Annotated in this window: 24 protein-coding genes; 18 read left to right on the forward strand and 6 right to left on the reverse strand. The window is 43.5% G+C overall.

Annotated elements, in window-relative coordinates:
• Window positions 1–54 precede the first annotated feature (54 nt).
• From OCU28_RS00260 to OCU28_RS00280, 5 genes are all read left to right on the forward strand, one after another.
• Window positions 55–1614 carry an ABC transporter substrate-binding protein gene (locus tag OCU28_RS00260; protein ID WP_261816392.1) on the forward strand — a complete coding sequence of 520 codons (1560 nt, stop codon included), beginning with the start codon at window positions 55–57 and terminating at the stop codon, window positions 1612–1614.
• Window positions 1615–1776: 162 nt separating this feature from the next.
• Window positions 1777–2754, forward strand: a complete 978-nt coding sequence (locus OCU28_RS00265) for an ABC transporter permease (RefSeq protein WP_261816393.1) — start codon at window positions 1777–1779, stop codon at window positions 2752–2754.
• 2 nt (window positions 2755–2756) lie between these two features.
• Window positions 2757–3695, forward strand: a complete 939-nt coding sequence (locus OCU28_RS00270; RefSeq protein ID WP_261816394.1) for an ABC transporter permease — start codon at window positions 2757–2759, stop codon at window positions 3693–3695.
• A 131-nt stretch (window positions 3696–3826) separates the two neighbouring features.
• Window positions 3827–4834 (forward strand): hypothetical protein, encoded by a 1008-nt coding sequence (locus OCU28_RS00275; RefSeq protein ID WP_261816395.1) that lies wholly within the window; start codon window positions 3827–3829, stop codon window positions 4832–4834.
• Between the two features lie 109 nt (window positions 4835–4943).
• The gene (locus tag OCU28_RS00280) at window positions 4944–5348 is read left to right on the forward strand and encodes an SPOR domain-containing protein (protein ID WP_261816396.1); all 405 of its coding nucleotides are present in this window, start codon (window positions 4944–4946) and stop codon (window positions 5346–5348) included.
• A gap of 165 nt (window positions 5349–5513) precedes the next feature.
• Here OCU28_RS00280 and gorA read toward each other — a convergent pair whose 3' ends face one another.
• Together gorA and OCU28_RS00290 are read right to left on the reverse strand one after the other, a co-directional pair.
• Window positions 5514–6869, reverse strand: coding sequence for a glutathione-disulfide reductase (gene gorA / locus OCU28_RS00285; RefSeq protein WP_261816397.1), 1356 nt, complete (start codon window positions 6867–6869; stop codon window positions 5514–5516).
• A gap of 46 nt (window positions 6870–6915) precedes the next feature.
• Window positions 6916–7752 carry a 23S rRNA (adenine(2030)-N(6))-methyltransferase RlmJ gene (locus tag OCU28_RS00290; RefSeq protein WP_261816398.1) on the reverse strand — a complete coding sequence of 279 codons (837 nt, stop codon included), beginning with the start codon at window positions 7750–7752 and terminating at the stop codon, window positions 6916–6918.
• Window positions 7753–7859: 107 nt separating this feature from the next.
• On the opposite strand from OCU28_RS00290, the gene prlC reads away from it, so the two are divergent.
• Window positions 7860–9902, forward strand: coding sequence for an oligopeptidase A (gene prlC, locus OCU28_RS00295; RefSeq protein ID WP_261816399.1), 2043 nt, complete (start codon window positions 7860–7862; stop codon window positions 9900–9902).
• Between the two features lie 35 nt (window positions 9903–9937).
• On the opposite strand, the gene asnC is transcribed toward prlC, so the two are convergent.
• Complete coding sequence (asnC, locus tag OCU28_RS00300) at window positions 9938–10399, reverse strand: transcriptional regulator AsnC (protein ID WP_261816400.1); 462 nt, start codon at window positions 10397–10399, stop codon at window positions 9938–9940.
• Window positions 10400–10515: 116 nt separating this feature from the next.
• On the opposite strand from asnC, the gene OCU28_RS00305 reads away from it, so the two are divergent.
• Window positions 10516–11310 carry a class I SAM-dependent methyltransferase gene (locus tag OCU28_RS00305; protein WP_390623781.1) on the forward strand — a complete coding sequence of 265 codons (795 nt, stop codon included), beginning with the start codon at window positions 10516–10518 and terminating at the stop codon, window positions 11308–11310.
• Window positions 11311–11372: 62 nt separating this feature from the next.
• Complete coding sequence (locus OCU28_RS00310; RefSeq protein WP_261816402.1) at window positions 11373–11903, forward strand: hypothetical protein; 531 nt, start codon at window positions 11373–11375, stop codon at window positions 11901–11903.
• 40 nt (window positions 11904–11943) lie between these two features.
• On the opposite strand, the gene OCU28_RS00315 is transcribed toward OCU28_RS00310, so the two are convergent.
• A complete protein-coding gene (locus OCU28_RS00315; protein WP_261816403.1) occupies window positions 11944–12366 on the reverse strand; it encodes a universal stress protein in 423 nt (140 codons plus the stop codon).
• Between the two features lie 203 nt (window positions 12367–12569).
• Here OCU28_RS00315 and ftnA point away from each other — a divergent pair, with 203 nt between their 5' ends.
• From ftnA to OCU28_RS00330, 3 genes are all read left to right on the forward strand, one after another.
• Complete coding sequence (ftnA, locus tag OCU28_RS00320; RefSeq protein WP_261816404.1) at window positions 12570–13097, forward strand: non-heme ferritin; 528 nt, start codon at window positions 12570–12572, stop codon at window positions 13095–13097.
• Window positions 13098–13173: 76 nt separating this feature from the next.
• Entirely contained in the window at window positions 13174–13497 is a 324-nt protein-coding gene (gene uspB, locus OCU28_RS00325; RefSeq protein WP_261816405.1) for a universal stress protein UspB, read from the forward strand.
• A gap of 106 nt (window positions 13498–13603) precedes the next feature.
• The gene (locus OCU28_RS00330; RefSeq protein ID WP_261816406.1) at window positions 13604–14791 is read left to right on the forward strand and encodes a BaiN/RdsA family NAD(P)/FAD-dependent oxidoreductase; all 1188 of its coding nucleotides are present in this window, start codon (window positions 13604–13606) and stop codon (window positions 14789–14791) included.
• 91 nt (window positions 14792–14882) lie between these two features.
• On the opposite strand, the gene OCU28_RS00335 is transcribed toward OCU28_RS00330, so the two are convergent.
• A complete protein-coding gene (locus OCU28_RS00335) occupies window positions 14883–15266 on the reverse strand; it encodes a hypothetical protein (RefSeq protein WP_261816407.1) in 384 nt (127 codons plus the stop codon).
• Window positions 15267–15697: 431 nt separating this feature from the next.
• Between OCU28_RS00335 and OCU28_RS00340 the strand changes: the two genes are divergently transcribed.
• Complete coding sequence (locus OCU28_RS00340) at window positions 15698–16528, forward strand: 5'-nucleotidase, lipoprotein e(P4) family (RefSeq protein WP_261816408.1); 831 nt, start codon at window positions 15698–15700, stop codon at window positions 16526–16528.
• Between the two features lie 365 nt (window positions 16529–16893).
• The gene (locus tag OCU28_RS00345) at window positions 16894–18156 is read left to right on the forward strand and encodes a hydroxymethylglutaryl-CoA reductase (RefSeq protein ID WP_261816409.1); all 1263 of its coding nucleotides are present in this window, start codon (window positions 16894–16896) and stop codon (window positions 18154–18156) included.
• Between the two features lie 2 nt (window positions 18157–18158).
• Here the strand turns inward: OCU28_RS00345 and OCU28_RS00350 are convergent, their stop codons facing one another.
• Entirely contained in the window at window positions 18159–19037 is an 879-nt protein-coding gene (locus OCU28_RS00350) for a DMT family transporter (RefSeq protein WP_261816410.1), read from the reverse strand.
• A 197-nt stretch (window positions 19038–19234) separates the two neighbouring features.
• Between OCU28_RS00350 and ubiE the strand changes: the two genes are divergently transcribed.
• Genes ubiE through tatB form a run of 5 tightly spaced genes read left to right on the forward strand, consistent with a single transcriptional unit; the run spans window position 19235 to window position 22910 of the window.
• Window positions 19235–20008: a bifunctional demethylmenaquinone methyltransferase/2-methoxy-6-polyprenyl-1,4-benzoquinol methylase UbiE gene (gene ubiE, locus OCU28_RS00355; RefSeq protein WP_390623802.1), complete on the forward strand. Its 774-nt coding sequence runs from the start codon at window positions 19235–19237 to the stop codon at window positions 20006–20008.
• Between the two features lie 11 nt (window positions 20009–20019).
• Window positions 20020–20625: a ubiquinone biosynthesis accessory factor UbiJ gene (locus tag OCU28_RS00360; protein WP_261816412.1), complete on the forward strand. Its 606-nt coding sequence runs from the start codon at window positions 20020–20022 to the stop codon at window positions 20623–20625.
• Entirely contained in the window at window positions 20622–22256 is a 1635-nt protein-coding gene (gene ubiB, locus OCU28_RS00365) for a ubiquinone biosynthesis regulatory protein kinase UbiB (protein ID WP_261816413.1), read from the forward strand. The genes OCU28_RS00360 and ubiB overlap by 4 nt, the downstream gene beginning before the upstream one ends.
• A 30-nt stretch (window positions 22257–22286) precedes the next feature.
• A complete protein-coding gene (gene tatA, locus OCU28_RS00370; RefSeq protein ID WP_261816414.1) occupies window positions 22287–22535 on the forward strand; it encodes a Sec-independent protein translocase subunit TatA in 249 nt (82 codons plus the stop codon).
• Between the two features lie 3 nt (window positions 22536–22538).
• Window positions 22539–22910, forward strand: coding sequence for a Sec-independent protein translocase protein TatB (gene tatB, locus OCU28_RS00375; RefSeq protein WP_261816415.1), 372 nt, complete (start codon window positions 22539–22541; stop codon window positions 22908–22910).
• Window position 22911: the final 1 nt, after the last annotated feature.

A 22911-nucleotide genomic window follows, 5' to 3' on the forward strand; every position in this document is an offset into this window, starting at 1 on the left:
CTAAAGCGCTTAAAACAAACTAGGGACTAGAATCCCGCATAAAGGAGATATGCAATGAAAACCATTAAGACCAAATTGGCTGTCGCTTTGGCAGCTGCTGGCCTTGCATTTGGTGCAAGTGCTGCCGACATCAAAGTTGCTTATGATGCCGATCCAGTATCTCTTGATCCGCATGAGCAGCTATCAGGTGGCACACTTCAAATGTCACACATGGTATTTGACCCACTTGTTCGTTATACCCAAAAGCTAGATTTTGAACCGCGCCTAGCAACGAGCTGGGACCGTATTAATGATACAACCGTGCGTTTCAACCTGCGCAAGGGTGTGAAGTTCCATTCTGGCAATGAGATGACAGCTGATGATGTTGTATGGACATTTGATCGTCTAAAAGACTCTCCAGATTTTAAAGCTATCTTTTCTCCGTTTGAGAAAATGGTGAAGGTAGATGAGTACACCGTAGAGCTTGTATCTAAAGGGGCTTTTCCTCTTGTGCTGCAAACTGCAACCTACATTTTCCCAATGGATAGTAAGTTCTACTCAGGTAAAACCACTGATGGTTTAGATAAGTCTGAGGTTGTGAAACATGGCAACTCATTTGCTTCTACTCATGTTTCAGGTACGGGTCCATTCGTCGTTAAATCACGCGAGCAAGGCGTAAAGGTTGAGTTTGAACGCTTTGACGGTTACTGGGATAAAGAATCTAAAGGCAATGTAGACAACCTAACTTTAGTGCCTATCAAAGAAGATGCGACCCGTGTTGCTGCGCTTCTTTCTGGTGGTGTCGATATGATTGCACCAGTAGCACCTAATGATCACAACCGCGTGCAAAATGCGAAAGGTGTGAATCTTGTGACTCTACCAGGCACTCGAATCATCACTTTCCAATTGAACCAAGAAAGTAACCCAGCACTTAAAGATGTACGCGTGCGTCAGGCTATTGTTCATGCAATTAACAATGATGGAATTGTTAAGAAGATCATGAAAGGCTTTGGAACCACTGCGGGCCAACAAGGTCCAGAAGGTTATGCAGGCTATGATGCAGATCTAGTGCCTCGCTATGACCTTAAGAAAGCTAAGCAACTGATGAAAGACGCTGGCTATGAAGATGGCTTCTCTTTGAGCATGATGGCACCAAATAACCGTTATGTGAATGATGCAAAAGTAGCTCAAGCAACTGCGGCAATGCTATCTAAGATTGGTATCAAGGTTGACCTTAAGACCATGCCTAAAGCGCAATACTGGCCTGAGTTTGATAAGTGTGCAGCAGATATGCTGATGATTGGTTGGCATGCAGATACAGAGGATTCAGCAAACTTCTCTGAGTTCTTAACTATGACGCGTAACGAAGAAACGGGTCGCGGTCAGTATAACTGTGGTCACTATTCGAATCCTGAGCTAGATAAACTGGTTGAGGCTTCAAACGTAGAGACTGACCCAGCTAAGCGTTCGGCAATGCTGCAGAAGGTTGAGAAGATGCTCTACGATGACGCGGCATTTGTTCCTCTACACTGGCAAAACCTAGCTTGGGGTGCAAAGTCTAACGTACATATTGAACCAATCGTCAACGCAATGAACTTCCCATACTTTGGCGATTTGGTTGTCGACGAAAAATAGTACATACAGAAAAGCGGGGAGAGATACTTAAGCTCCCTGCAATGACATGACCGCTTAAAATTTGGCAGAAATGTCACTTTCGGTACCTAATCTTATTTCAGTCGGATTAGGTACCATTTTTAAGACTGAAAATTTTATTAGATTGGATTAAGGGGCAAAGGAATGTTTTCGTTTCTAGTCAAACGCCTGTATCAGGCCCTGGTAGTGATGTTTGTGATCAGTTTGGTGGCGTTTGCTATCCAAGATAATCTTGGTGATCCTCTACGTGAACTAGTTGGTCAGTCAGTTTCAGATGCTGAGCGACAAGCTCTGCGTGATGAAATGGGATTAAATGACCCCTTCATTACTAAATATACCCGCTTTGTTACCGCTGCAGTGCAGGGTGACTTAGGCACATCTTATTTCTTTAAACGCCCAGCGACAGAGGTCATATTAGATAAGTTGATACCAACCCTAGAGTTAGTGTTTGGTGCCAGTCTAATTATTATCGCCCTCTCTATTCCGTTAGGGGTTTATTCCGCAATTAACCCTAAGAGCTTCTTCACCAAGTTTGTAATGGCAATGAGCTCGGTAGGCATTTCAATACCAGTATTCCTAACCGCTATTATGTTGATGTATGTCTTCTCTATCACCTTGGGTTGGCTGCCTTCATATGGGCGAGGAGAGACGGCGAATATCTTTGGCTGGGAATCAGGTTTCTTTACCAAGGATGGCCTAGCGCACCTGGTATTGCCATGCGTCTCCTTGGCCTCAATTATGCTTCCATTGTTTATTCGACTAGTGCGAGCAGAAATGCTTGAGGTACTGGGTTCTGAATACATTAAATTTGGTAAAGCGAAAGGGTTATCGCTTAAGAAGATTCATTATCAACACGCCCTAAAGAACACCATGTTACCGGTTCTTACGGTAGGGGGAGTGCAGATAGGGACTATGGTGGCATATACCATATTAACTGAGACTGTATTCCAATGGCCAGGAATGGGCTTCTTATTCTTAGAGGCGATTAACCGAGTCGATACACCGCTTATAACTGCATACGTTATCTTTGTTGGTCTGATATTTGTTGTTACTAACACCATAGTCGACCTTCTCTATGGTTTGATAAACCCTACCGTTAACCTAACTAGCAAAGGAGCTTAATTATGGAACAAGCAGCAACCGCTCCTAGCCGTTGGCAGCGCATTAAGAACTCAGACATTCTGTACTACTTTTTACGCGATAAAGTGGCAATGTTCAGTGCGTTTGTATTTGCCTGCTTCTTGGTCGCCGCTATTGCCGCGCCGATCATCGCACCTACAAACCCTTACGATCTGACTGCTATCGATATTATGGATGCAGAGCTTCCGCCATCATGGATGGACGAGGGCGAGGCTCACTTTGTGCTTGGCACCGATGAGCAAGGTCGTGATATTTTCTCCACTATTCTGTATGGGGCTAGGCTTTCGTTAACCATTGGTTTCCTTGCTGTAGCTGTACAAATGGTATTAGGTATCGTGATTGGTCTTTCGGCTGGTTACTTTGGCGGGCGTATTGATAGTTTCTTAATGCGCTTTGCTGATATTCAGCTTTCGTTCTCGACTATGATGGTTGCGATTATCGTTTCAGCGATCTTTAAGGCCAGCTTTGGTGGGGACTTTTATAGCCAATACGCAGTGATTATGCTGGTGGTTATTATCGGTATTGCGGAGTGGCCGCAGTATGCACGGACCATTCGTGCTTCGGTATTAGCCGAAAAGAAAAAGGAATATGTTGAGGCGGCGCGAGTGATGGGCTTTAAGGCTCCTCGAATCATGTTTCGTCATATTCTGCCAAACTGTTTATCGCCAATCTTGGTTATCTCAACCGTACAGATTGCGAATGCAATTATGTCAGAAGCAGCCCTGTCATTTCTTGGTTTAGGATTGCCTGTTGATCAGCCTTCATTGGGCGCACTAATCAGTACTGGATTTAACTATATATTCTCAGGAGCTTGGTGGATTACGGCCTTCCCTGGGGTGGTATTAGTTACTCTAGTCTTAGTGATCAATTTATTAGGTGACTGGTTAAGAGATGCATTTAACCCTAAGATTTATAAGGGTTAATTTTTTCTAGGTATATTAGAAGCAGCCACAAATTAGTGGCTGCTTTTTTCGTTAAATTGACTTAGTTTTAACAATAGTATTAGTTGTGTTGATAGAGTGACCACTACCCAAGTTGAGATCTGGATCACATAGTGTCGACAAGCCAATTATTGATTGAATATAGATACAAGCTAGTTGCTTTAATTATTTTATTGATGCTGTTGGTGGAATCCACAACGTTAGGGTATTTTCCGTTGTTTTTGCTGTTGTTTGCATGGGTGACAGCATACGGAGTACGCTTGCTATACAGCATCTACTGTAAGCGCAAAAACAAATCACCTTCTTTAGGTCTACTTTCAATTACCGATGAGCCGATTCTTTCTCAGCCGGTATTCTACCTCGCCTTAATTGTCCCTTTATTCTGGGCCACGATTGTATTTCTGATCTCCTTTAGAGATGTTTCGGTTAGCTTTGATGCCGAAGGGATGCAGGCGTTATACGAAACCTCCCGTTTTCCATTTATGATTTTGTGGTCTTCCATCCCATTGATGGCAATGGTTGCCTCTATTCATCGCACTAAACAGACTGAAAAGCAGATTTCAAAGGTAGAAAAACAGATTCATATGTCTGAGGTTAAGAATAATGCGGAGTTATTCCTGTCTCACTATGAATTCTATACCAAGGCGATCACTGAGGTGATGGAGAAGGTATTTGAACAAGCGCCGAACATCAACTTGATACACTACAGTAAAAAAGAAGCCTATATGAACATCTTCCGTGGTGCGAGTATCCGCCACGGCATTGCCGAGATATCGACAGACTTTTTTGAGCAACAACTGATTCAGTTTGAAGAAGCTAAGCATGAATATCTGGCGCTCTCATCCTTATTGCAAAGTGGTGGGGCCTTGAGTGAGCATCGTGTACGGTTGGTACGATATTCCCTACATCAGATCTTAACCCGCATTGGATGCAATGTTGAGCATACCTTGTTTACCTCTACAGAGATGTGCTTGGAACAGGCCTACCGTGAGATCATGATCTTGATTTCTTTGTTAGATATGCTCGCTAGAGAATTCCGCCATGAGTTGGAAGATGAGCGATGTGATAGCTATTTAAGTCGCTTGCCAATGGCACAAGCTACCAGCAGCAAATATGTATAGCTAGATTAGATAACTGACAAGACTATTTTAATAAGCAGTATTGGATTTGAAAATATATCGATACGGCATACACTCTTATTAGAATAATTATCTCAAGGGGTGGATATTTATGAGGTTAAGGTACTGGCTAGTAGTAGCTTTACTCGGTTTAGGAAGCTCAACCGTAATGGCGGCAGAATACCTGTGTACTGCCACTCAATCGGCTTTTAATAAACCAGCTCAACTTAGTGAAGAGTGCCCTGTCGGCATAGCCCTAACTGGGAAGTCAAAACCCAAGCATAACCATTCTACGTTTTGGATTCAGTGTGGTGTCTTTCCTGAAGGCTTAACCATGGCTAACGTCGAAACACTATACCCCAATGTATCTGCGTCAATTTGGAGTAAACAAGAGCCATCTGGTATGCGCTGCTTGATTGGTCCCTATGAGAATTATTCACAAGTGCGCTTAGAGCTGACTCAACTAAAATCAGTGTCTGGATTTGAGAAATCCTTCATTCGTGAAGTGCAGAGATAATTGTTTAAAGTCGTTTAAACATACCCTGTTATTGTGGCGGTGTGAGTTTGATTTGCTGAACGCACTTGATTGCTCAGGTTTATACCTTAACCGCTCTCATTCTGACGGATACAAAAAGGCCCCGCTATAGAGTAGGGCCTTGGTTATTTTTTACGAGAGTGATGCTTAACGCATTGTCACGAATTCTTCAGAGCCGGTAGGGTGGATAGCGACTACCGCGTCGAAATCAGCCTTGGTTGCGCCCATCTTCATTGCAACACCGAAACCTTGAATCATTTCATCTACGGTATAACCGATACCATGTAGGCCGACTACTTTCTCGTCATCACCAGCACATACCAGTTTCATCTTGCATGGTTGGCGGTGCTTGGTCACTGCGGTATACATAGCAGTAAAGCCTGAAGTATAAACTTTCACCTTATCTTCACCGTATTGCGCCTTTGCTTCTTGCTCAGTTAGGCCAATAGTGCCGATTGGCGGGTGGCTAAATACCACGGTAGGGATAAGTTTATAATCCATTTTTGCGTCAGGCTTATTATTAAATAAGCGCTCAGAAAGTTGGCGACCTGCTTTTACTGCTACAGGGGTCAGCTCTACGCCGCCTTCCATGATGTCACCGACACAGTAAATACCATCGATATTAGTCGTTTGGTATTCATCAACCTTGATGTAACCGCGCTCGTTCGTTTCAACACCAGTGTTGCTTAGGTTGATAGTATCGGTTGCTGGATGGCGACCGATAGCCCAGATAAGCTGGTCTACATTGTGGGTGTTGCCATTTTCAAGGTGTAAGGTCAGGCTACCATCAGCCTCTTTTACAACTTCTTTTGGTACTGAATGGGTATGCAGGGTTGGGCCTTCAGCTGCCATTACCTCGGTTAGAGTCTCGATGATCATCGGATCAAAGCTACGTAACGGAGACTCTTTGCGAACAAAAAGGTCAGTTTGTGTGCCAAGAGCACTCAATACGCCCGCAATCTCAACTGCAATATAGCCAGCACCGATAACGGCTACGCGCTTAGGTTGCTCGTTTAGCTCAAAGAAGCCATTTGAATCAATGCCGTGCTCTGCTCCCGGAATATTTGGGATACTAGGACGTCCACCAACAGCAATCAGAATATGGTCTGCTGTATAGTGTTCACCATTAACTTCAACGGTCTTAGCATCCACAAATTTAGCAAAGCCTTTGATCACCTCAACCTTATTGTTACCCAGCACACGGTCATAAGATTGATGGATACGCCCGATATAGGCCTGACGATTTTCAATAAGGGTTGACCAGTTGAAGCCTTTTACATCTACATCAAAGCCATAGTCTTCAGCGTATAGGTTGATTGCTTCTGCTACTTGAGCGCCATGCCACATTACCTTTTTAGGTACGCAACCAACATTCACACAGGTGCCGCCGAGATCTTTTGCTTCTATCAGTGCTACTTTCGCACCATACATTGCCGCGCGGTTTGCTGAGGCAATGCCGCCGCTACCACCGCCGATGCAGATGTAGTCGAAATGAGTTGTCATTTTGTTCTCCAAATTCTTATTGTCTTTGTTTTATATGGGGCACAACTTATTCAGGTACAACCCACTCGACCTTAAAGTGACCAGTCGCAGGAGCAATTTCTTGCTTTAGCAGAGGCAATATCGCCTGCATTTGGCTTTCTAGTTTCCAAGGTGGGTTGATGACGATCATGCCTGAAGCTGTCATACCGCGCTCATTGGTATCAGGGGATACACCAAGCTCAATCTGTAAAATTTTATTGATACCTAGTCCCTTTAGGGCCTCTAACATATCGTCGATGTCATAGCGGTTCACAACAGGGTACCAAATTGCATAGATACCAGTCGCCCAGCGTTTGTAACTTTGTGCGATAGCTCTTACTACATCACGATATTCATGGGCTAATTCGTATGGAGGGTCGATGAGTACTAAGCCGCGACGCTCTTTTGGCGGTAAGCTTGCTTTCAGACGAGCAAAGCCATCTTCCTGATAGATGCTTACTTGGCGATCGCGATGAAACTCCTGCTGTAGAAGTGGATAGTCACTAGGGTGCAGCTCGGTCAGTATCATTCGGTCTTGTTTACGCAGTTGAGCACGAGCAACACGCGGTGAGCCAGGGTAGTAGCGCAATGCGTTGTCTTGATTCAGAACCTGAATGGCATTGAGGTAACTATCCAACTCTTGCGGCATAGAGTGCTGCCATATCTTAGCGATACCTTGCTTATATTCACCGGTCTTTTCTGACCATTCATGGGTTAGGTCATAGCGACCAACACCAGAGTGAGTGTCGTGATATACGAAGGGTTTATCTTTCTGCTTAAGTGCATCTAAAATGAGACTTTGAACTATGTGTTTTACAACGTCGGCATGGTTGCCCGCATGAAAGCTGTGACGATAACTGAGCACGGTATTTCCTAATGAACTTGGGGAAGACTTGATGCCAGTATACTTGAAAAATGTGCGCACTGTCCCAATGTTAAAGGCTATAAGATAATCAATAAAGGGAACTTCTAATGTCCAACCCACTGCTTAACGTAACCGAGCTACCTCCTTTTTCTGACTTTAAGCCAGAGTATGTTAAACCTGCCATAGAAAAAGCAATCGCGGATTGCCGTCAAACTATTGATCAGGTGTTGGTGGGTAACGATAACCCTACGTGGGAGAATGTTTGTCTACCTATTGATGAATCTGATTCAGTGCTATCTCGTATTTGGTCTCCTGTGAGTCATTTAAACTCGGTTGCGAACAGTGAAGAGCTGCGTGAAGCATATGAGAGTTGCTTACCATTACTATCAGAATTTAGTACTTGGGTAGGCCAACACAAAGGCTTATACGAGGCTTATAAATCAATTAAGGCTTCTGCTGAGTTTGAAGGCTTATCGCAAGCGAAGAAGAAAACTATCACCAATGCGTTACGTGATTTCGAATTATCAGGTATTGGTCTAGCAACAGATGAGCAAAAGCGCTACGGTGAAATTAGCAAGCGCATGTCTGAGTTGAGCTCTAAATATTCCAACAATGTATTAGATGCAACCATGGGTTGGACTAAACATATTACCGATGTTGCTGAGCTAGCGGGAATGCCTGATTCTGCTCTGGAAGCAGCCCAAGCAGCAGCCCAAGCTAAGGGCTTAGAAGGGTATCTACTTACTCTAGAAATACCATCATATATTCCGGTTGTTGTTTATTGTGATAATCAAGAGCTGCGTCGCGAAATGTACGAAGCATATAGCACTCGTGCATCGGAGCGTGGTCCTAATGCTGGCAAGTGGGATAACTCTGAAAACATGGTGGAGCAGCTTAAACTTCGTCATGAACTTGCACGTATACTTGGTTTTGCAAACCATAGTGAACACTCACTTGCAACTAAGATGGCAGAGTCTCCAGCGCAGGTATTAAGCTTCCTAAATGACTTAGCAAGTAAAGCCAAAGACCAAGGTGAGCGTGAGCTTGAAGAGCTTGCTCTTTATGCTCATAGTGAGTTTGATATTGATGAGCTGCACCTGTGGGATATCGCTTATTACAGTGAAAAACAAAAGCAGAGCCAATTTAATATCTCAGATGAAGAGCTGCGTCCATACTTCCCAGCCGATAGCGTTGTTTCTGGCCTATTTGAGGTTCTAAAGCGTGTGTTTGGTATGGAAGTTAAAGAGCGCAAAGGCGTTCAGGTATGGCATGAATCTGTGCGTTTTTATGACATCTTCACTACTGATGGTGAGCTGCGTGGTAGTTTCTACCTAGACCTATATGCTCGTGAGCATAAGCGTGGTGGCGCATGGATGGATGAATGTCGCACTCGTCGTACCGACATTAATGGTGAACTGCAAGCGCCAGTAGCTTACTTAACCTGTAACTTCAGCAAGCCTGTAGGGGATAAACCAGCTCTATTTACTCATGATGAAGTAACGACTCTTTTCCATGAGTGTGGACATGGTATCCACCATATGCTGACTCAAATTGATGTAGCGCCAGTATCGGGAATCAACGGTGTAGCATGGGATGCAGTAGAGTTGCCAAGTCAATTCTTAGAGAATTGGTGTTTCGAGGAAGAGGCTTTGGCTTTCATTTCTGGACATTATGAATCAGGTGAAGCTCTGCCGAAAGAGATGCTAGACAAGATGATCGAAGCGAAGAGCTTCCAATCGGCTATGTTTATACTGCGTCAAATTGAACTGGCGTTATTTGATTTCACATTGCACACCAGCTATGACCCAGAAGTTGGCGCTAGAGTTCTAGAAACATTAGCGGAAGTTAAAGATAAGGTTGCGGTTGTGCCTAGTGTTGAGTGGGGACGTCTTCCGAACGCCTTCAGTCATATCTTCGCTGGGGCTTATAGCTCAGGCTACTATAGCTACCTATGGGCTGAAGTATTGTCATCTGACGCATTTGCTCGCTTTGAAGAAGAAGGGGTCTTTAATCAAGAAGTGGGTCAAAGCTTCCTAAACAATATCCTAGAGATGGGTGGCAGTGAGGAGCCTATGGAGCTATTTAGACGCTTCCGTGGACGTGACCCTCAAATTGATGCCATGCTGAGACATAAAGGCATTAGCGCTTAATTGAACGAGAGACGCCAGCTAACGCTGGCGTTTTTTTATGGATTAACATTGCGATTAATTGGATTTTGTAAGGAGATCAGGGTCTCCGTAGATTGCACCTCGTCAATGGCCTGTAGCTTATTGATAAGGACATGTTGTAGCTCCTCAATACTGCGACACATGAGTTTGACAAAGATGCTATATGCTCCGGTAGTGTAGTAAGCCTCGACCACTTCATCTAAAGCATTTAGCTTCTCCAGCGCCGAGTGATAATCCTTAGCGGCATTGAGATTGATGCCGATAAAACAGCATACGTCGTAGCCAAGCAGTTTGGTATTTACAACTACTTCAGTTCCCTCAATAACACCTGCTGCTTTCATTTTTTCAATACGGACATGGATAGTTGCAGGGCTAACATTAAATTGTTTTGCCATCTCTGCGTAGGGTGTTCGAGCATCTTCCATTAGGGTTTTTAGGATGTCTTTATCTAGCGGGTCAAGCAAGGGGGTTGGATTCATTTCGTGTCCTTGTGATTGATAAAAGCGAACTAACTTTATATTGAGGTGGCATTTTAAGGCCACTTAGATATAGGAATACGGTAAACTATACCCAGTTATAAAATTACTGTAGAGAGATGAGCTTGCAGATTCAACTGTTAGCCCCCCAAGAACGAGCATTAGAGCTTGAACAGTTAGCGCTACGTTGGGGTTTAAAGCACGATTCACAAAGCCAGTTTGCCTTGGTTTTAGAGGATAAACTAGAGCTTAAAAAGCTCGACGAGCCAAAATTAGGCTCTATCTTTGTGGATTTTGCTGGTGGAGCGGTTGCCCATCGCCGCAAGTTTGGTGGCGGCAAAGGACAAGCTATCGCGAAAGCCGCTGGGCTTAATAAAGGGGTAACGCCTACGGTTTTAGATGGTACCGCCGGGTTAGGCCGAGACTCTTTTGTGCTGGCGTCTCTTGGTTGCAAGGTGCAGATGGTTGAGCGACACCCTGTGGTCGCAGCCTTGTTAGACGATGGATTACAAAGAGCGACTAACGATCCTGAAATCGGTGGATGGGTGAGTGAGCGTATGAGCCTAATTCATGCCTCTAGCTTAGATGCACTATCAAAGTTATCACAAGATAATAGCTTTAAAAGACCCGATGTTGTCTATCTTGACCCTATGTATCCGCACCCTGAAAATAAAAAGAAGAGTGCATTAGTTAAGAAAGAGATGCGTGTATTTCAGAGCTTAGTTGGTGCTGACCTTGATGCCGATGGCTTGTTGACTCCGGCTTTGGCTCTTGCGACCAAGCGAGTGATTGTTAAGCGCCCTGATTATGCCGATTGGTTAGACAATAAAAAACCAAGTATGGCTATAGAAACCAAGAAAAATCGCTTCGATGTCTATGTTAATTCAGCCATGAGTAATAAAACCTTGATTTGACCCTGCCTGATTACTATACCTAATTAGTAATCATTCTCAATTGAGTGTGGCGGTGGGGTTTCATGACTAAGAAAATGTGCAAGTTGAGTAGTCGGGCAATTGGTCTAAGCATGGGAGCAATCTACGCTATTGTTTCTGAGCCTAAGTTCGTGTGTCGTTCTTGTGCTCGTGTTGCAGATAAAAGCATTAGCTTATGTCGGCCAACCCCAATCCCTCCACAAAGTTGCCGCAACAAAACCTCTTGTGTTGCATCTATTGAAGAGTGCGCAATGCTGGCAGAGGCGCAACAAACACAACAATTAATGGATGAAGATGTTCTTCCATCTGCAACTAAAGATACTCATCCTTCATCCTCATCAGTTGAGACAAAAACTCACGCTTTAGAGACTGCAGAAAGAGCTACTATCGCCTCGGATTTAGAGTCCGTAGATAGTCAGCACAAGGTTTTAAAACAGCAGAAGAAGCTGTATAAAAAGCTGAACAAACTGCTGCAAAAAGAGCAAAAACTTCTTCAGCGACGAGCTGAGTTAGATGCTCGCTTAAGTGAAGTGTTGCAGATTAATCCAGATTTACTCTCCAAGCGTACTCATTAAAAAAGCTCTCATTAAATGAGAGCTTTAATGCTGTTGCCTTTTAATCTAGAGGTACCACTAACAGGTCAATAGGCATATCGTGTACTAGGTGTCTAGTATTGGATAACAGTTTGCCCCAGAAGTCATGATGATGCCCACATACAACCAGATCAAACTCTTGTTTGGCGATGGCATCTGCTAGCTCTTCGGTTAAGTCACCTCGTCCTACCATGACATGGCTTATCGGATAGTCGACCTGATCGGCTAATGCTTGCAGTTTTTCGGTGGAGTGATCGGTCAGTGATTTTTGATTTTCAACTAAGTTAACATCAATTAAGCCGGCATAGATATTGTTGTAGTTTACATCAATATGAATAACTGAAAGTTCAGCCCCGACTGCTTTTGCAAGGCCTGCCGCTTTGTTTACGAGAAAAGCACTGTGCTCACTTAGGTCTACTGCAACTACGATATGTTGATAGCTCATAATCGGCTCCTTAGTATCTTTTATCCTGATTTTAGTTTAGCAGTCCGTTCACTTTAATATGTCGAAGTGATCCTAAGTTGCAAAATTCCACTACTTAAACACAGAGAACTTTGACCTAAGGCAACTTTTACTAGTTAACGGTTGTTGTTGGCATGTTATATTTGTTGCTTATTAAGTGAATTTTTAGAACAAAGGGTACGTCTATGCTAGCGCAGGAAATGGTCGAAAAACTAAATGAGCAAATTAACCTAGAATTTTTCTCATCCAATCTATACTTACAAATGAGTGCTTGGTGTGAAGACAAAGGTTTTGATGGCGCCGCTGAATTTATGCGAAAACACGCAACGGAAGAAATGGAGCACATGCAGAGGTTGTTTACCTATGTAAGTGAGACAGGCTCTATGCCTATTCTTGGGTCAATAGAGGCACCACGTTCTGAGTTTTCGAGCCTAGGTGAGGTGTTTAGAGAGACCTATGAGCATGAGTGTATGATTACTCAAGAAATCAATAAACTCGCGCATGTTGCCTTTGCTACTCAAGATTACTCAACGTTCAATTTCTTGCAGTGGTATGTCGCGGAGCAACATGAAGAAGAGAAGTTGTTTAAAGGGATTTTAGACAAGCTAGAGTTGGTTGGTGAGAACGGTCAGGCGCTGTTCTTTATCGACAAAGACCTAGCAACTATGGCGAAAGAAGGTTCAACCTCAATTATGGATGTAGCCGCTGAGTAGAGATTCTCTACCCTATCTATAGCGATCACACACTGATCGTCTGGCTACTTCCTTTGAGGTCAAAGGAGGAAGAGAGATGATCAGTGGGGATTTGATTATTTTTGCGCTATTGACTGTAACTACGGTTAATTTTGTTCGATATATCAGTACATTGCGCACGTTAATTTTTGTTATGAGAGAGGCACACCCTCTGCTTTATCAGCAAGTAGATGGGCGTGGTTTTTTTTCCACACAAGGTAATGTTGTTAAACAGTTTCGTTTATTTCAGTACCTAAAGGGGCGTGATTATAAAGAGCATCATGATCCGGTCTTTGTTGACAAGTGCGACAAGGTTCGAGAGCTGTTTATTCTGAGTTGTGCTCTGTTATTCGTTACACTTATTGCGGCATTTAGCGTCTAATAAGCGTAATTTGAAAGTCACTCTTAAGTGAGTACAATACCCCCTTGTTAGGGCATGCGTGTTGCGCATGTCCTTTTTTGTTTTTAGGCCTGTAGAGAGACAAGTGATGAGTGAACGCTTCGATGTAGTTGTGATTGGTGCTGGCGCATCGGGATTGATGTGTGCAGCCGAAGCAGGGAAGCGAGGGCGTAAGGTATTGGTATTGGATCATGCCAAAAAACCGGGTCGAAAAATTCTCATTTCTGGAGGAGGGCGTTGCAACTTCAGTAACTATGACGTTTCGCCATCAAATTTTATTTGTCAGAATCCACACTTTGTTAAATCTGCTTTATCTCAATATACCAATTGGGATTTTATCTCCATGGTAAGTAAGCACGAGATTGAGTTTGAAGAGCGCGAACATGGTCAATTGTTCTGTGTTGATTCTGCCAAGCAGATAGTACAGATGCTACTTGATGAATGTGACCTCAATTTTATTGAGTTTCGCTACCAAGTAGGGGTTACTGATATTGAATCAATCTCCGCAGGGTATTCACTGTTGGCAAACGGCAGTAAAGTTGAGTGTGAATCATTGGTTATTGCTACAGGTGGCTTATCAATGCCAAAATTGGGCGCAACACCATTTGGTTATCAGGTTGCAGAGCAATTTGGTTTGGATATTGTTTCTACCACCGCAGGCTTAGTGCCCTTCACCTTGCACAAGCAAGACAAAATTGACTTCAGTGAATTATCCGGTATCGCAATACCAGCTGAAATCTGCGCTGAAGATGGTACGACTTTCAAAGAGGCGTTGCTGTTTACTCACCGAGGTTTATCTGGCCCATCAGTGCTACAGGTATCGTCATATTGGCGTGCGGGACAAAAGGTTACTATTAACCTTGTTCCTGAGGCTGATGTGAAAGAGTTATTACTTCAAAGCCGTGAAAAGCACCCAAACCAAAGCCTGAAAAACACCTTAAGTAAGGTATTGCCAAAGCGCTTAATCGAGGTTCTTATAGAGCGTAAGCAACTGACAGATAAGCCATTAAAGCAACTAAATCACAAAGAATATGACCAAGTTGCCGAAACCCTAGAGGGCTGGCAGATAGTGCCAAATGGTACCGAAGGGTATCGCACCGCTGAGGTGACTTTAGGTGGCGTTGATACCAAGCATCTCTCTTCTAAGAACATGGAATGCAAGGCGTTTCCGGGGTTGTTCTTTATCGGTGAGGTAATGGATGTTACCGGCTGGCTAGGGGGATACAACTTTAGCTGGTGTTGGAGCTCTGGGTTTGTTGCAGGACAAAAGGCATAGATCTCTAGGCACAACAAGCGAGTACATTGAGCGATAACAGAGATTAAGCCTAGTATGAGTTATCGCTGTAGATTGCATGCTATTGATTGCGCTATACCAGAGACTTACCTAGGCTTAGATAATTGCTCTTAGCTTCAAAATAGTATGCTTTTTGCGCCTTCACTTGCTGCTGTAAAGCAATGAGTTCATCTGAATACGCACCGCGAACAGCTGCCGGGGTTTGCTGATAAAAACGCGACTTAACCGCTAACTCACTCTCCATCGCTTCATATTGGCGCTCAGCATTAATATAGGTATTGAGATATTGATTCATCAGCTGCTGAATGGTGTTGTCTACAAGGGGCTTTCTTCTTGCTTTAGCATATAGCGTAATACTGAATAGGCTAACAAAAGTAACGATAGAGTAGATAACCAACATGTTTAGCGCCCCTTTAATGATTGAACAGGGCGTATATTGAACATGTTTGATATGCATGCATATGTCTATTATTGGAAAATAATTGTTCAATCCATGATCAATACATTCCCCCCTTTGATATCAATAGCTTGCCCCCCTACGTCAATAGCCCGAACTGCATCCCAAAAAATAGACCTTGAAAAACCCTTCTAGCTAATAAGTTGACGCGTTTGCAATCAATAACAACGAAGATATTTTTTAATAAAATTGCAAAAACCCCCTAGCCTGAAATGAATATATATTGTAAAGTGCTGAATAAATATTGAGGCATGAGTTCTGTGGGTTACCAGTGATCTCTTGTTATCTAGTTAGAGTTATTACTTATTATTCAATATTGCCCACTAGATCTGTGAATTTATATTCAACTTGTTGTGTGGGGCGTGAATATGGAAACAATGATGATAATTCAATTACTTATTTAATCTTATTGATAAAGGGTAAACAGCATTATGACCGTGTTATTCAAAAACATTTTAAAAGCACTAGCTATATGTAGTGTATTTAGCGCATCGTTAGCCGCGGCTGATGAACCTTCTGATACCCAAAACTCATTGATCTACGCTCTGGCCTGGAAACAAACCTCTGCTGAGTATCAAGCTCTTTATTATCAAGGTTTTAATGTGGCGAAGATGCATGTTGATGCGGCACTTGCTAAACATAAGAAAGGCGATAAGCCTTTGGCAATTATTACGGACTTTGATGATACCGTTGCTCTGCCGCTCTCTTATTGGGGTAACTTGGTCAATAACAAGCAAGATTTCTTCAACGATGAATCTTGGGACAAGTGGGTTGCAGAAAACAAAATGGTTGCCGCACCAGGTGCAAAAGACTTCTTAGAGTATTGCCAGAAAAACGGTGTTGAAATCTTCTATATTTCGAGTCGTGATCAGGGCGATAAAACCTTCGAATATGCATTGGGCAACATTAAGCACCTAGGCTTCCCATTAAAAGACGAGTCTCATTTTACGGTTCTACGTGATACCTCAAACAAAGAAACTCGCCAAGCTGAAATCATGCAAAGCTATGATGTTGCAGTATTTCTTGGTGATAGCTTGAATGACTTCCGTCGTAAATATTACATTAAGGGCGATGTAGAAGGTCGTTTAGCTAAGATGAAAGAAGACCGTGCTCTATACGGTAGTAAATATGTATTGTTCCCTAACCCAACGGATGGTCACTGGTTAGCTGCTATTCTAGGTAATTCAGAAGTACCTGCGACTGATGCAAACCGTGCTCTATTGAAGAAAGCGGCTGCTTATAGCGCTTGGGATGGAAAGTAATCTGTAGCCTTTTATAGGCGCACATTATTGTGTTTTAATTCATATGAAACAGCAGCTTAGCTTGTCGCTTAGTTGCTGTTTTTGTATGTATATAGGTATGCAGTATGTAAGTTTGACCGCAAGTTCATATTTAGTTAATAGCCGTTTAACTTTGCCTATCAGCAAAAAAGAGAAGTTTCCATTTTTGCTGTCTATGTTGCATAAATGCAGTAAACGTAACCGCTGAACGTTGAATGCATAAGGGTTTATGCGTATTCTACGCTATCCCTATTTTTGAGAAAGATATGTTTGAGCAGGGGATCTGTCACCAAAACAGAGGGAGTTGTGGGGCAGTGATTTCTTGAGCTAGCATTGCAATCTGAGTTATGCCCAAATTAAATCTACACCAAAACGAACGTCCATCTTCTCTGCGTGATCATCTCGATGATGTTATTGATACTGAGTTATTACGCCCCCATTTTGAGCCATCAACCCGCAAGATAACCAAGAGCCCTTATCTTACCGCCAAGAATGTATCTAAGCGCTGGAAGGCACTCGATGTTCCTGATATCCAGAGTCAATTACTTGATCCTCATACTGAAGCACAGATGGAGGCTTATAGTAAAAATATCGAGCATTTTATCGGCACAGTAAAAGTACCAGTGGGAATGGCGGGGCCATTGCGTGTTAATGGATTATTTGCGAAGGATGATTTCCTCGTTCCTCTTGCAACCTCAGAGGCTGCGCTGGTGGCTTCTTATAATCGAGGCTCACAACTATTAACCGCAAGTGGCGGCGCTTGTGCGATGTTACTAAATGAAGGGGTGACACGCACACCGGTATTTGCGTTTGATAGCTTAATTCTGGCTGGGCAATTCGTTGCGTGGGCAGTAACCCAGTATTCCTATTTTCGAGATATTGCTGAGTCTACGACGTCTCATGGCAAGCTTAAAGATATTAGCGTCAATATTGAAGGCAATCATGTTTATCTGGTGTTTGAATTTTTGACTGGGGATGCCTCGGGGCAAAACATGGTCACGATTGCGACTAATGCTGTCTTTGAATACATAATGCAGCATTCTCCTATTGCACCGGAATACGCATTCTTAGATGGCAACCTTTCTGGTGATAAAAAAGCGAACGCGCATACCCTGCGTGGCGTTAGAGGCAAGAAAGTGACAGCAGAGGCGCATATTCCAGCTCATTTAGTTGAGAAGTACCTGCACACTACGCCACAAAAGATGATGCAATTTACACAGATGAGTACCGTAGGCGGAGCCTTGAGCGGTACGATTGGGATTAATGCTCATTATGCAAATGCGCTAGCGGCGCTCTATATTGCTTGTGGTCAAGATGCGGCATGTGTTGCTGAATCTGCGGTAGGTATGACTCGTCTAGAAGTAAATAAGTCGGGTGATCTCTATGCCAGTGTAACGCTGCCTAACCTGATGCTAGGAACAGTAGGTGGCGGTACAGGGCTGCCAAGTCAGCAGGCGTGCTTAGAGCTTATGGGGCTGCATGGTACCGGCAATTCTCAAGCATTAGCCGAAGTTGCCGCTTCCCTATGTTTAGCTGGTGAACTCTCGATTGTTGGGGCATTCTGTGCTGGACACTTTTCTCGAGCTCACCATAAGCTGGCACGTAAATAGGTCTACCTGTTTAGTTTTAACTGTTGAATAACTAAACCACAAATAATAAGGACTAGGCCAAAGAGGGTGGAGATATGGATGGATTCACCTAATATTTGCCACAGAAGAACTAGAGATATAAATGGCGAGATGAAGATAAGGTTACTGATTCTTGCCGTATTTTGAGTGGTCTTTAGAGCACCCAACCACAATACAAAGGTTATACCCATTTCAAATAACCCTACATAAGTAACCGCCAACCAGCCCTTATTTGATATATCCCACGAGCTTCCCTCCCAAATACACAATGCAACTGCAAGCGGTAGGGCGACCAAAAACCCCAGTAGCACCCCAATAATTGGGTCGGCTTTATTTTTGGTATTCAGTATCCAGTACCCCGCCCAAAGCAAGGTAGACAATAGCGCTAACCCAACCCCTAAAGGACTTTCAAATTGAAGGCTTAGGATATTGCCTTGGGTCGCGATAACCACTACTCCAAAATACCCCAAAGCGCAGGCTATCCAATCTTGCGCCCGAATCTTTTGACCGAGAAATATTGCGGCCATAAACGTCAGAGTGATTGCCCAGCTGTAATTTATAGGTTGGGCTTGAGAGGCGGGCAGCAGGTCGTAAGCCTTGAATAGAATGAGATAGTAAGCGAGAGGATTTATCAGACCTAACAGAAGGTAATAGAACGGGTTTGCAGTAAAGGTACTAATAATATCAGCACGCTTTCCTTGTAATGTGCAGATCACAAGGAGGGCAATAGCAGAAACCAAGCTAGCGATAGTGAGCATTTGAATTGGCGTAAATTCAGCTAAAGTCAGCTTAAAGGCTGTAGCGACGGTAGACCATAATAAAACGGCACTGAGACCGAGGGTGAGTGCTTTGCGTTCGTTCATGAAACTTGATGGGCTAGGAAGTAGACATTCAGTCTACATCACCAATAGTATTTATGTCACAGATATGCATCCCCAAATGTAGCTAAAGCAAGTCAGCAAAGACAAGACGTTGCGTATGCAGTAAACTGCTTCAATCCTGGCAGACCCTTTGCCATGCGCGGCAATCAGTAGATTTAGTTAGAGATGTATTCATGGATATGAGTAGTAAAGAACAACAAACCCAAAGCGATGCACAAACCACACATTTTGGTTTTGAGACGGTAAATAAAGATGAAAAAGTGGCGAAAGTTGCCGAGGTTTTTCACTCTGTAGCAAGCAAATATGACCTAATGAATGACCTTATGTCTGGTGGGGTCCATCGCCTATGGAAGCGCTTTACTATTGACTGTAGTGGTGTCCGTTCAGGCCAGCGTATTCTTGACTTAGGGGGGGGCACGGGTGACTTAACCGCTAAATTCTCCCGAATAGTGGGGGATAAAGGCCATGTGATCTTGGCCGATATTAATAACTCCATGCTTAATGTTGGTCGTGATAAGTTGCGTGATATTGGTGTGGTTGGGAATGTGCATTATGTGCAAGCTAACGCCGAAGAACTGCCTTTTCCTGATGATTACTTTGATTGCATCACTATTAGCTTTTGCCTACGCAATGTGACCGATAAAGACAAGGCTTTGCGCTCGATGTTTCGCGTGTTGAAACCCGGTGGTCGATTATTGGTACTTGAGTTTTCTAAGCCAATTGTAAAGCTACTGCCTAAAATCTACGATACCTACTCTTTCCACATCCTCCCTAAAATGGGAGAGCTTATTGCTCAAGACGGCGATAGTTATCGTTATCTCGCTGAATCTATTCGTATGCATCCCGACCAAGATACATTAGAGAGCATGATGCAGCAGGCTGGTTTTGAAAACACGAAATACTTTAACCTAACCGGTGGCATCGTAGCCCTTCACCGCGGTTATAAATTCTAGGAAGGAATCTAATGCCCTTTGATACCCTTGTCACTGCAGCTGTAGAGACCTCAATGAACGCGCTTATTGCGCAGCAGCCCGCAAGCCAGAAGCAGCTTGCTCGGCTTAAGGGACACAGCCTTCGTCTGAATATAAAAGAGCTGAATAAAAGCCTTATCTTTATTTTTAGCCAACAAGTTGATGTACTGGCAACATTTGAAGCTGAGGCCAATTGCGAGTTGAGCTTGAGCCTTTGGGCTTTAAGGGATCTGCAACAACAAGCGAATATTAATCAGCTATTCAAACAGGATAAACTGTCTGTAGCTGGGGATATGCAAGTTGCACAACAGTTCGCAACCTTGATGCAGTTGAGTAAGCCAGATGTTGCTGAAATCCTTTCTCAATACGTAGGCGATGTTGCCGCGCATATGGTTGTTTCCGGAGTGAAGAGTGGCTTGGAAGGTGTGAAGCATCAGGCTCGCCGCCATCAAGCATATCTTGCCGACGCCATTACTGAAGAGTGGAATCTCGCACCTTCACCATTGGCAGTGGCCGATTTTTGTGACCAAGTAGACGAGATAAATAAACAGCAACAAGCTCTACAACAACGCCTCTCTAAATTGATGGAAGCACTATGACGCCAGCCGAGATTAAGCGTTTATACCAGATCACTAAGGTGCAGCTTGAATATGGGCTGGATGAATTAATACCAGAGCATGAGCTTGCTAGACTGCCAAAGCTGGCTAGAAAAGCCCTTTTTTGGATGAAAAACAAGCACCCAGATAAGCCGTTGGGTGTACGGATGCGCTTGGCATTACAAACTTTAGGCCCAGTATGGATCAAGTTTGGACAGATGATGTCTACTCGCCGCGATCTTTTCCCTCCGCATATTGCTGACCAACTAGCACTACTTCAAGATCAGGTTGAAGCGTTCGACGGTGAACTGGCTAAGCAGAAAATGGAGCAAGCCTTAGGTGGGGAGCTTGAACAATGGTTTACGAATTTTGATATTAAGCCTTTAGCGTCAGCCTCTATAGCGCAGGTGCATACCGCCCAGCTAAAAGAGTCTGGGCGAGAAATTGTGCTCAAGGTAATTCGTCCTGATATATACCCGGTGATACAGGCGGATATAAAACTGATGTATCGAATGGCTCGCTTGGTCGCGAACCTAAATTCAGAAACGCGTCGCCTAAAGCCGGTTGAGGTTGTAGCTGAATATGAAAAAACCTTGCTTGATGAGTTAGATCTTCGTAGAGAAGCTGCAAATGCGATGCAGCTACGTAGAAACTTTGAGGGCAGTGAGGAGCTTTATGTCCCAGAGGTTATTGCGGATTTAAGCAGTCGAGATTTAATGGTATCCGAGAGGATATACGGCATTCAAGTTTCTGATATAGAGGGCTTACAGCGCAACGGTACCAATATGAAGTTATTGGCTGAGCGAGGGGTTACGGTCTTTTTCACTCAGGTATTCAGAGATAGCTTCTTTCATGCGGACATGCACCCAGGAAATGTATTCGTTCAGCATGCTCACCCTGAGAACCCGCAGTGGATTGGTCTTGATTGCGGGATTGTAGGAACACTGAACTCTGATGATAAGCGTTATCTGGCTGAAAACTTTTTAGCATTCTTTAATCGTGATTATTATAAGGTTGCCCAGCTTCACGTTGATTCTGGTTGGGTACCAGCAGATACCAATGTTCAAGAGTTCGAGTTTGCAATACGTATGGTGTGTGAGCCTATCTTTGCCAAGCCGTTGTGTGAGATATCGTTTGGGCATGTATTGTTGAATCTATTTAATACTGCACGTCGCTTTAATATGGAAGTGCAGCCACAATTAGTTTTATTACAGAAGACACTATTATATGTAGAGGGGTTGGGGCGGCAGCTATATCCTCAGCTTGATCTATGGGCGACAGCCAAGCCATTTTTAGAAAATTGGATGGGTGAACAGGTTGGCCCGCAGGCGGTAATTAACTCGATTAAAGAGCGTGCACCATTCTGGGCTGAAAAATTACCTGAGTTACCTGAGCTTTTGTACGATAATCTAAAGCATGGTAAACAGTTAACTAATAAAGTCGATCATTTGTACCAAGGATATCGACAGATTAAGCGTCAGCAAGCAACGGGACAATTTTTGTTTGGAATAGGAGCGACTTTTGTCGTATGCTCATCGCTTCTTTTTGTATACCATCATATATTGGTTTCAGCGATTATGGGTGGCTTAGGGCTAGTAGCTTGGCTGTTTAGCTGGCGTTCATATCGCAAATAATTTTGAATTTTCACAGTTAGGATAAGAGTCATGGGCGGAATTAGTATTTGGCAATTGTTGATTATCGCAGTAATCGTAGTATTGCTTTTTGGCACTAAAAAACTACGCGGAATTGGTGGTGATCTAGGTTCGGCAGTGAAAGGCTTTAAGAAAGCAATGTCGGAAGAAGAAGACAAAAAAGAGAAAGATGCAGATTTTGAGCAGAAAAATATTGCTCAAAAGAGCGAAGCTGAACTTAAAGCTGAGTCTGATAAACAGAAAGAAAAAGAGCAGGCATAACCCGTGTTTGACATTGGTTTTTGGGAACTAATACTCATCTCAGTATTGGGATTGGTAGTATTGGGACCTGAGCGTCTTCCTGTTGCTATTCGCAGTGTAATGCGTTTTATGAACTCAGCTAAGAGCATGGCCAACAACGTAAAAGAAGAGTTGGATCATGAGCTTAAGATTCAAGAGTTGCAGGATAATCTGCGTAAGGCTGAAAAAATGGGGATGGAGGAGCTCGCTCCTGAACTCAAAAAATCAGTCGATGAATTAAAGCAGGCAGCCCAAAGCGTACAACAACCGTATAAGAAAAATGTTGGTAATACCGATTCTGTTACCAAGGATGTTGATACTGCGAAAGAGGCAAAGCACTCGGATCCCGCTTCATAGT

It is taken from the genome of Vibrio gallicus (assembly GCF_024346875.1).
GTDB classification, from domain to species: domain Bacteria; phylum Pseudomonadota; class Gammaproteobacteria; order Enterobacterales; family Vibrionaceae; genus Vibrio; species Vibrio gallicus.

Bases quoted from the DNA above. Each gene is read 5' to 3' on its own strand.
- OCU28_RS00330 (WP_261816406.1), top strand. From the start codon at position 13,604: ATGAGTGAACGCTTCGATGTAGTTGTGATTGGTGCTGGCGCATCGGGA.
- ubiE (WP_390623802.1), top strand. From the start codon at position 19,235: ATGAGTAGTAAAGAACAACAAACCCAAAGCGATGCACAAACCACACAT.
- ftnA (WP_261816404.1), top strand. From the start codon at position 12,570: ATGCTAGCGCAGGAAATGGTCGAAAAACTAAATGAGCAAATTAACCTA.
- OCU28_RS00265 (WP_261816393.1), top strand. From the start codon at position 1,777: ATGTTTTCGTTTCTAGTCAAACGCCTGTATCAGGCCCTGGTAGTGATG.
- OCU28_RS00280 (WP_261816396.1), top strand. From the start codon at position 4,944: ATGAGGTTAAGGTACTGGCTAGTAGTAGCTTTACTCGGTTTAGGAAGC.
- uspB (WP_261816405.1), top strand. From the start codon at position 13,174: ATGATCAGTGGGGATTTGATTATTTTTGCGCTATTGACTGTAACTACG.
- prlC (WP_261816399.1), top strand. From the start codon at position 7,860: ATGTCCAACCCACTGCTTAACGTAACCGAGCTACCTCCTTTTTCTGAC.
- OCU28_RS00340 (WP_261816408.1), top strand. From the start codon at position 15,698: ATGACCGTGTTATTCAAAAACATTTTAAAAGCACTAGCTATATGTAGT.
- tatA (WP_261816414.1), top strand. From the start codon at position 22,287: ATGGGCGGAATTAGTATTTGGCAATTGTTGATTATCGCAGTAATCGTA.
- OCU28_RS00270 (WP_261816394.1), top strand. From the start codon at position 2,757: ATGGAACAAGCAGCAACCGCTCCTAGCCGTTGGCAGCGCATTAAGAAC.
- OCU28_RS00310 (WP_261816402.1), top strand. From the start codon at position 11,373: ATGACTAAGAAAATGTGCAAGTTGAGTAGTCGGGCAATTGGTCTAAGC.
- OCU28_RS00345 (WP_261816409.1), top strand. From the start codon at position 16,894: ATGCCCAAATTAAATCTACACCAAAACGAACGTCCATCTTCTCTGCGT.
- OCU28_RS00335 (WP_261816407.1), bottom strand. From the start codon at position 15,266: ATGCATATCAAACATGTTCAATATACGCCCTGTTCAATCATTAAAGGG.
- asnC (WP_261816400.1), bottom strand. From the start codon at position 10,399: ATGAATCCAACCCCCTTGCTTGACCCGCTAGATAAAGACATCCTAAAA.
- OCU28_RS00260 (WP_261816392.1), top strand. From the start codon at position 55: ATGAAAACCATTAAGACCAAATTGGCTGTCGCTTTGGCAGCTGCTGGC.
- OCU28_RS00305 (WP_390623781.1), top strand. From the start codon at position 10,516: ATGAGCTTGCAGATTCAACTGTTAGCCCCCCAAGAACGAGCATTAGAG.
- OCU28_RS00350 (WP_261816410.1), bottom strand. From the start codon at position 19,037: ATGAACGAACGCAAAGCACTCACCCTCGGTCTCAGTGCCGTTTTATTA.
- OCU28_RS00315 (WP_261816403.1), bottom strand. From the start codon at position 12,366: ATGAGCTATCAACATATCGTAGTTGCAGTAGACCTAAGTGAGCACAGT.
- gorA (WP_261816397.1), bottom strand. From the start codon at position 6,869: ATGACAACTCATTTCGACTACATCTGCATCGGCGGTGGTAGCGGCGGC.
- OCU28_RS00360 (WP_261816412.1), top strand. From the start codon at position 20,020: ATGCCCTTTGATACCCTTGTCACTGCAGCTGTAGAGACCTCAATGAAC.
- ubiB (WP_261816413.1), top strand. From the start codon at position 20,622: ATGACGCCAGCCGAGATTAAGCGTTTATACCAGATCACTAAGGTGCAG.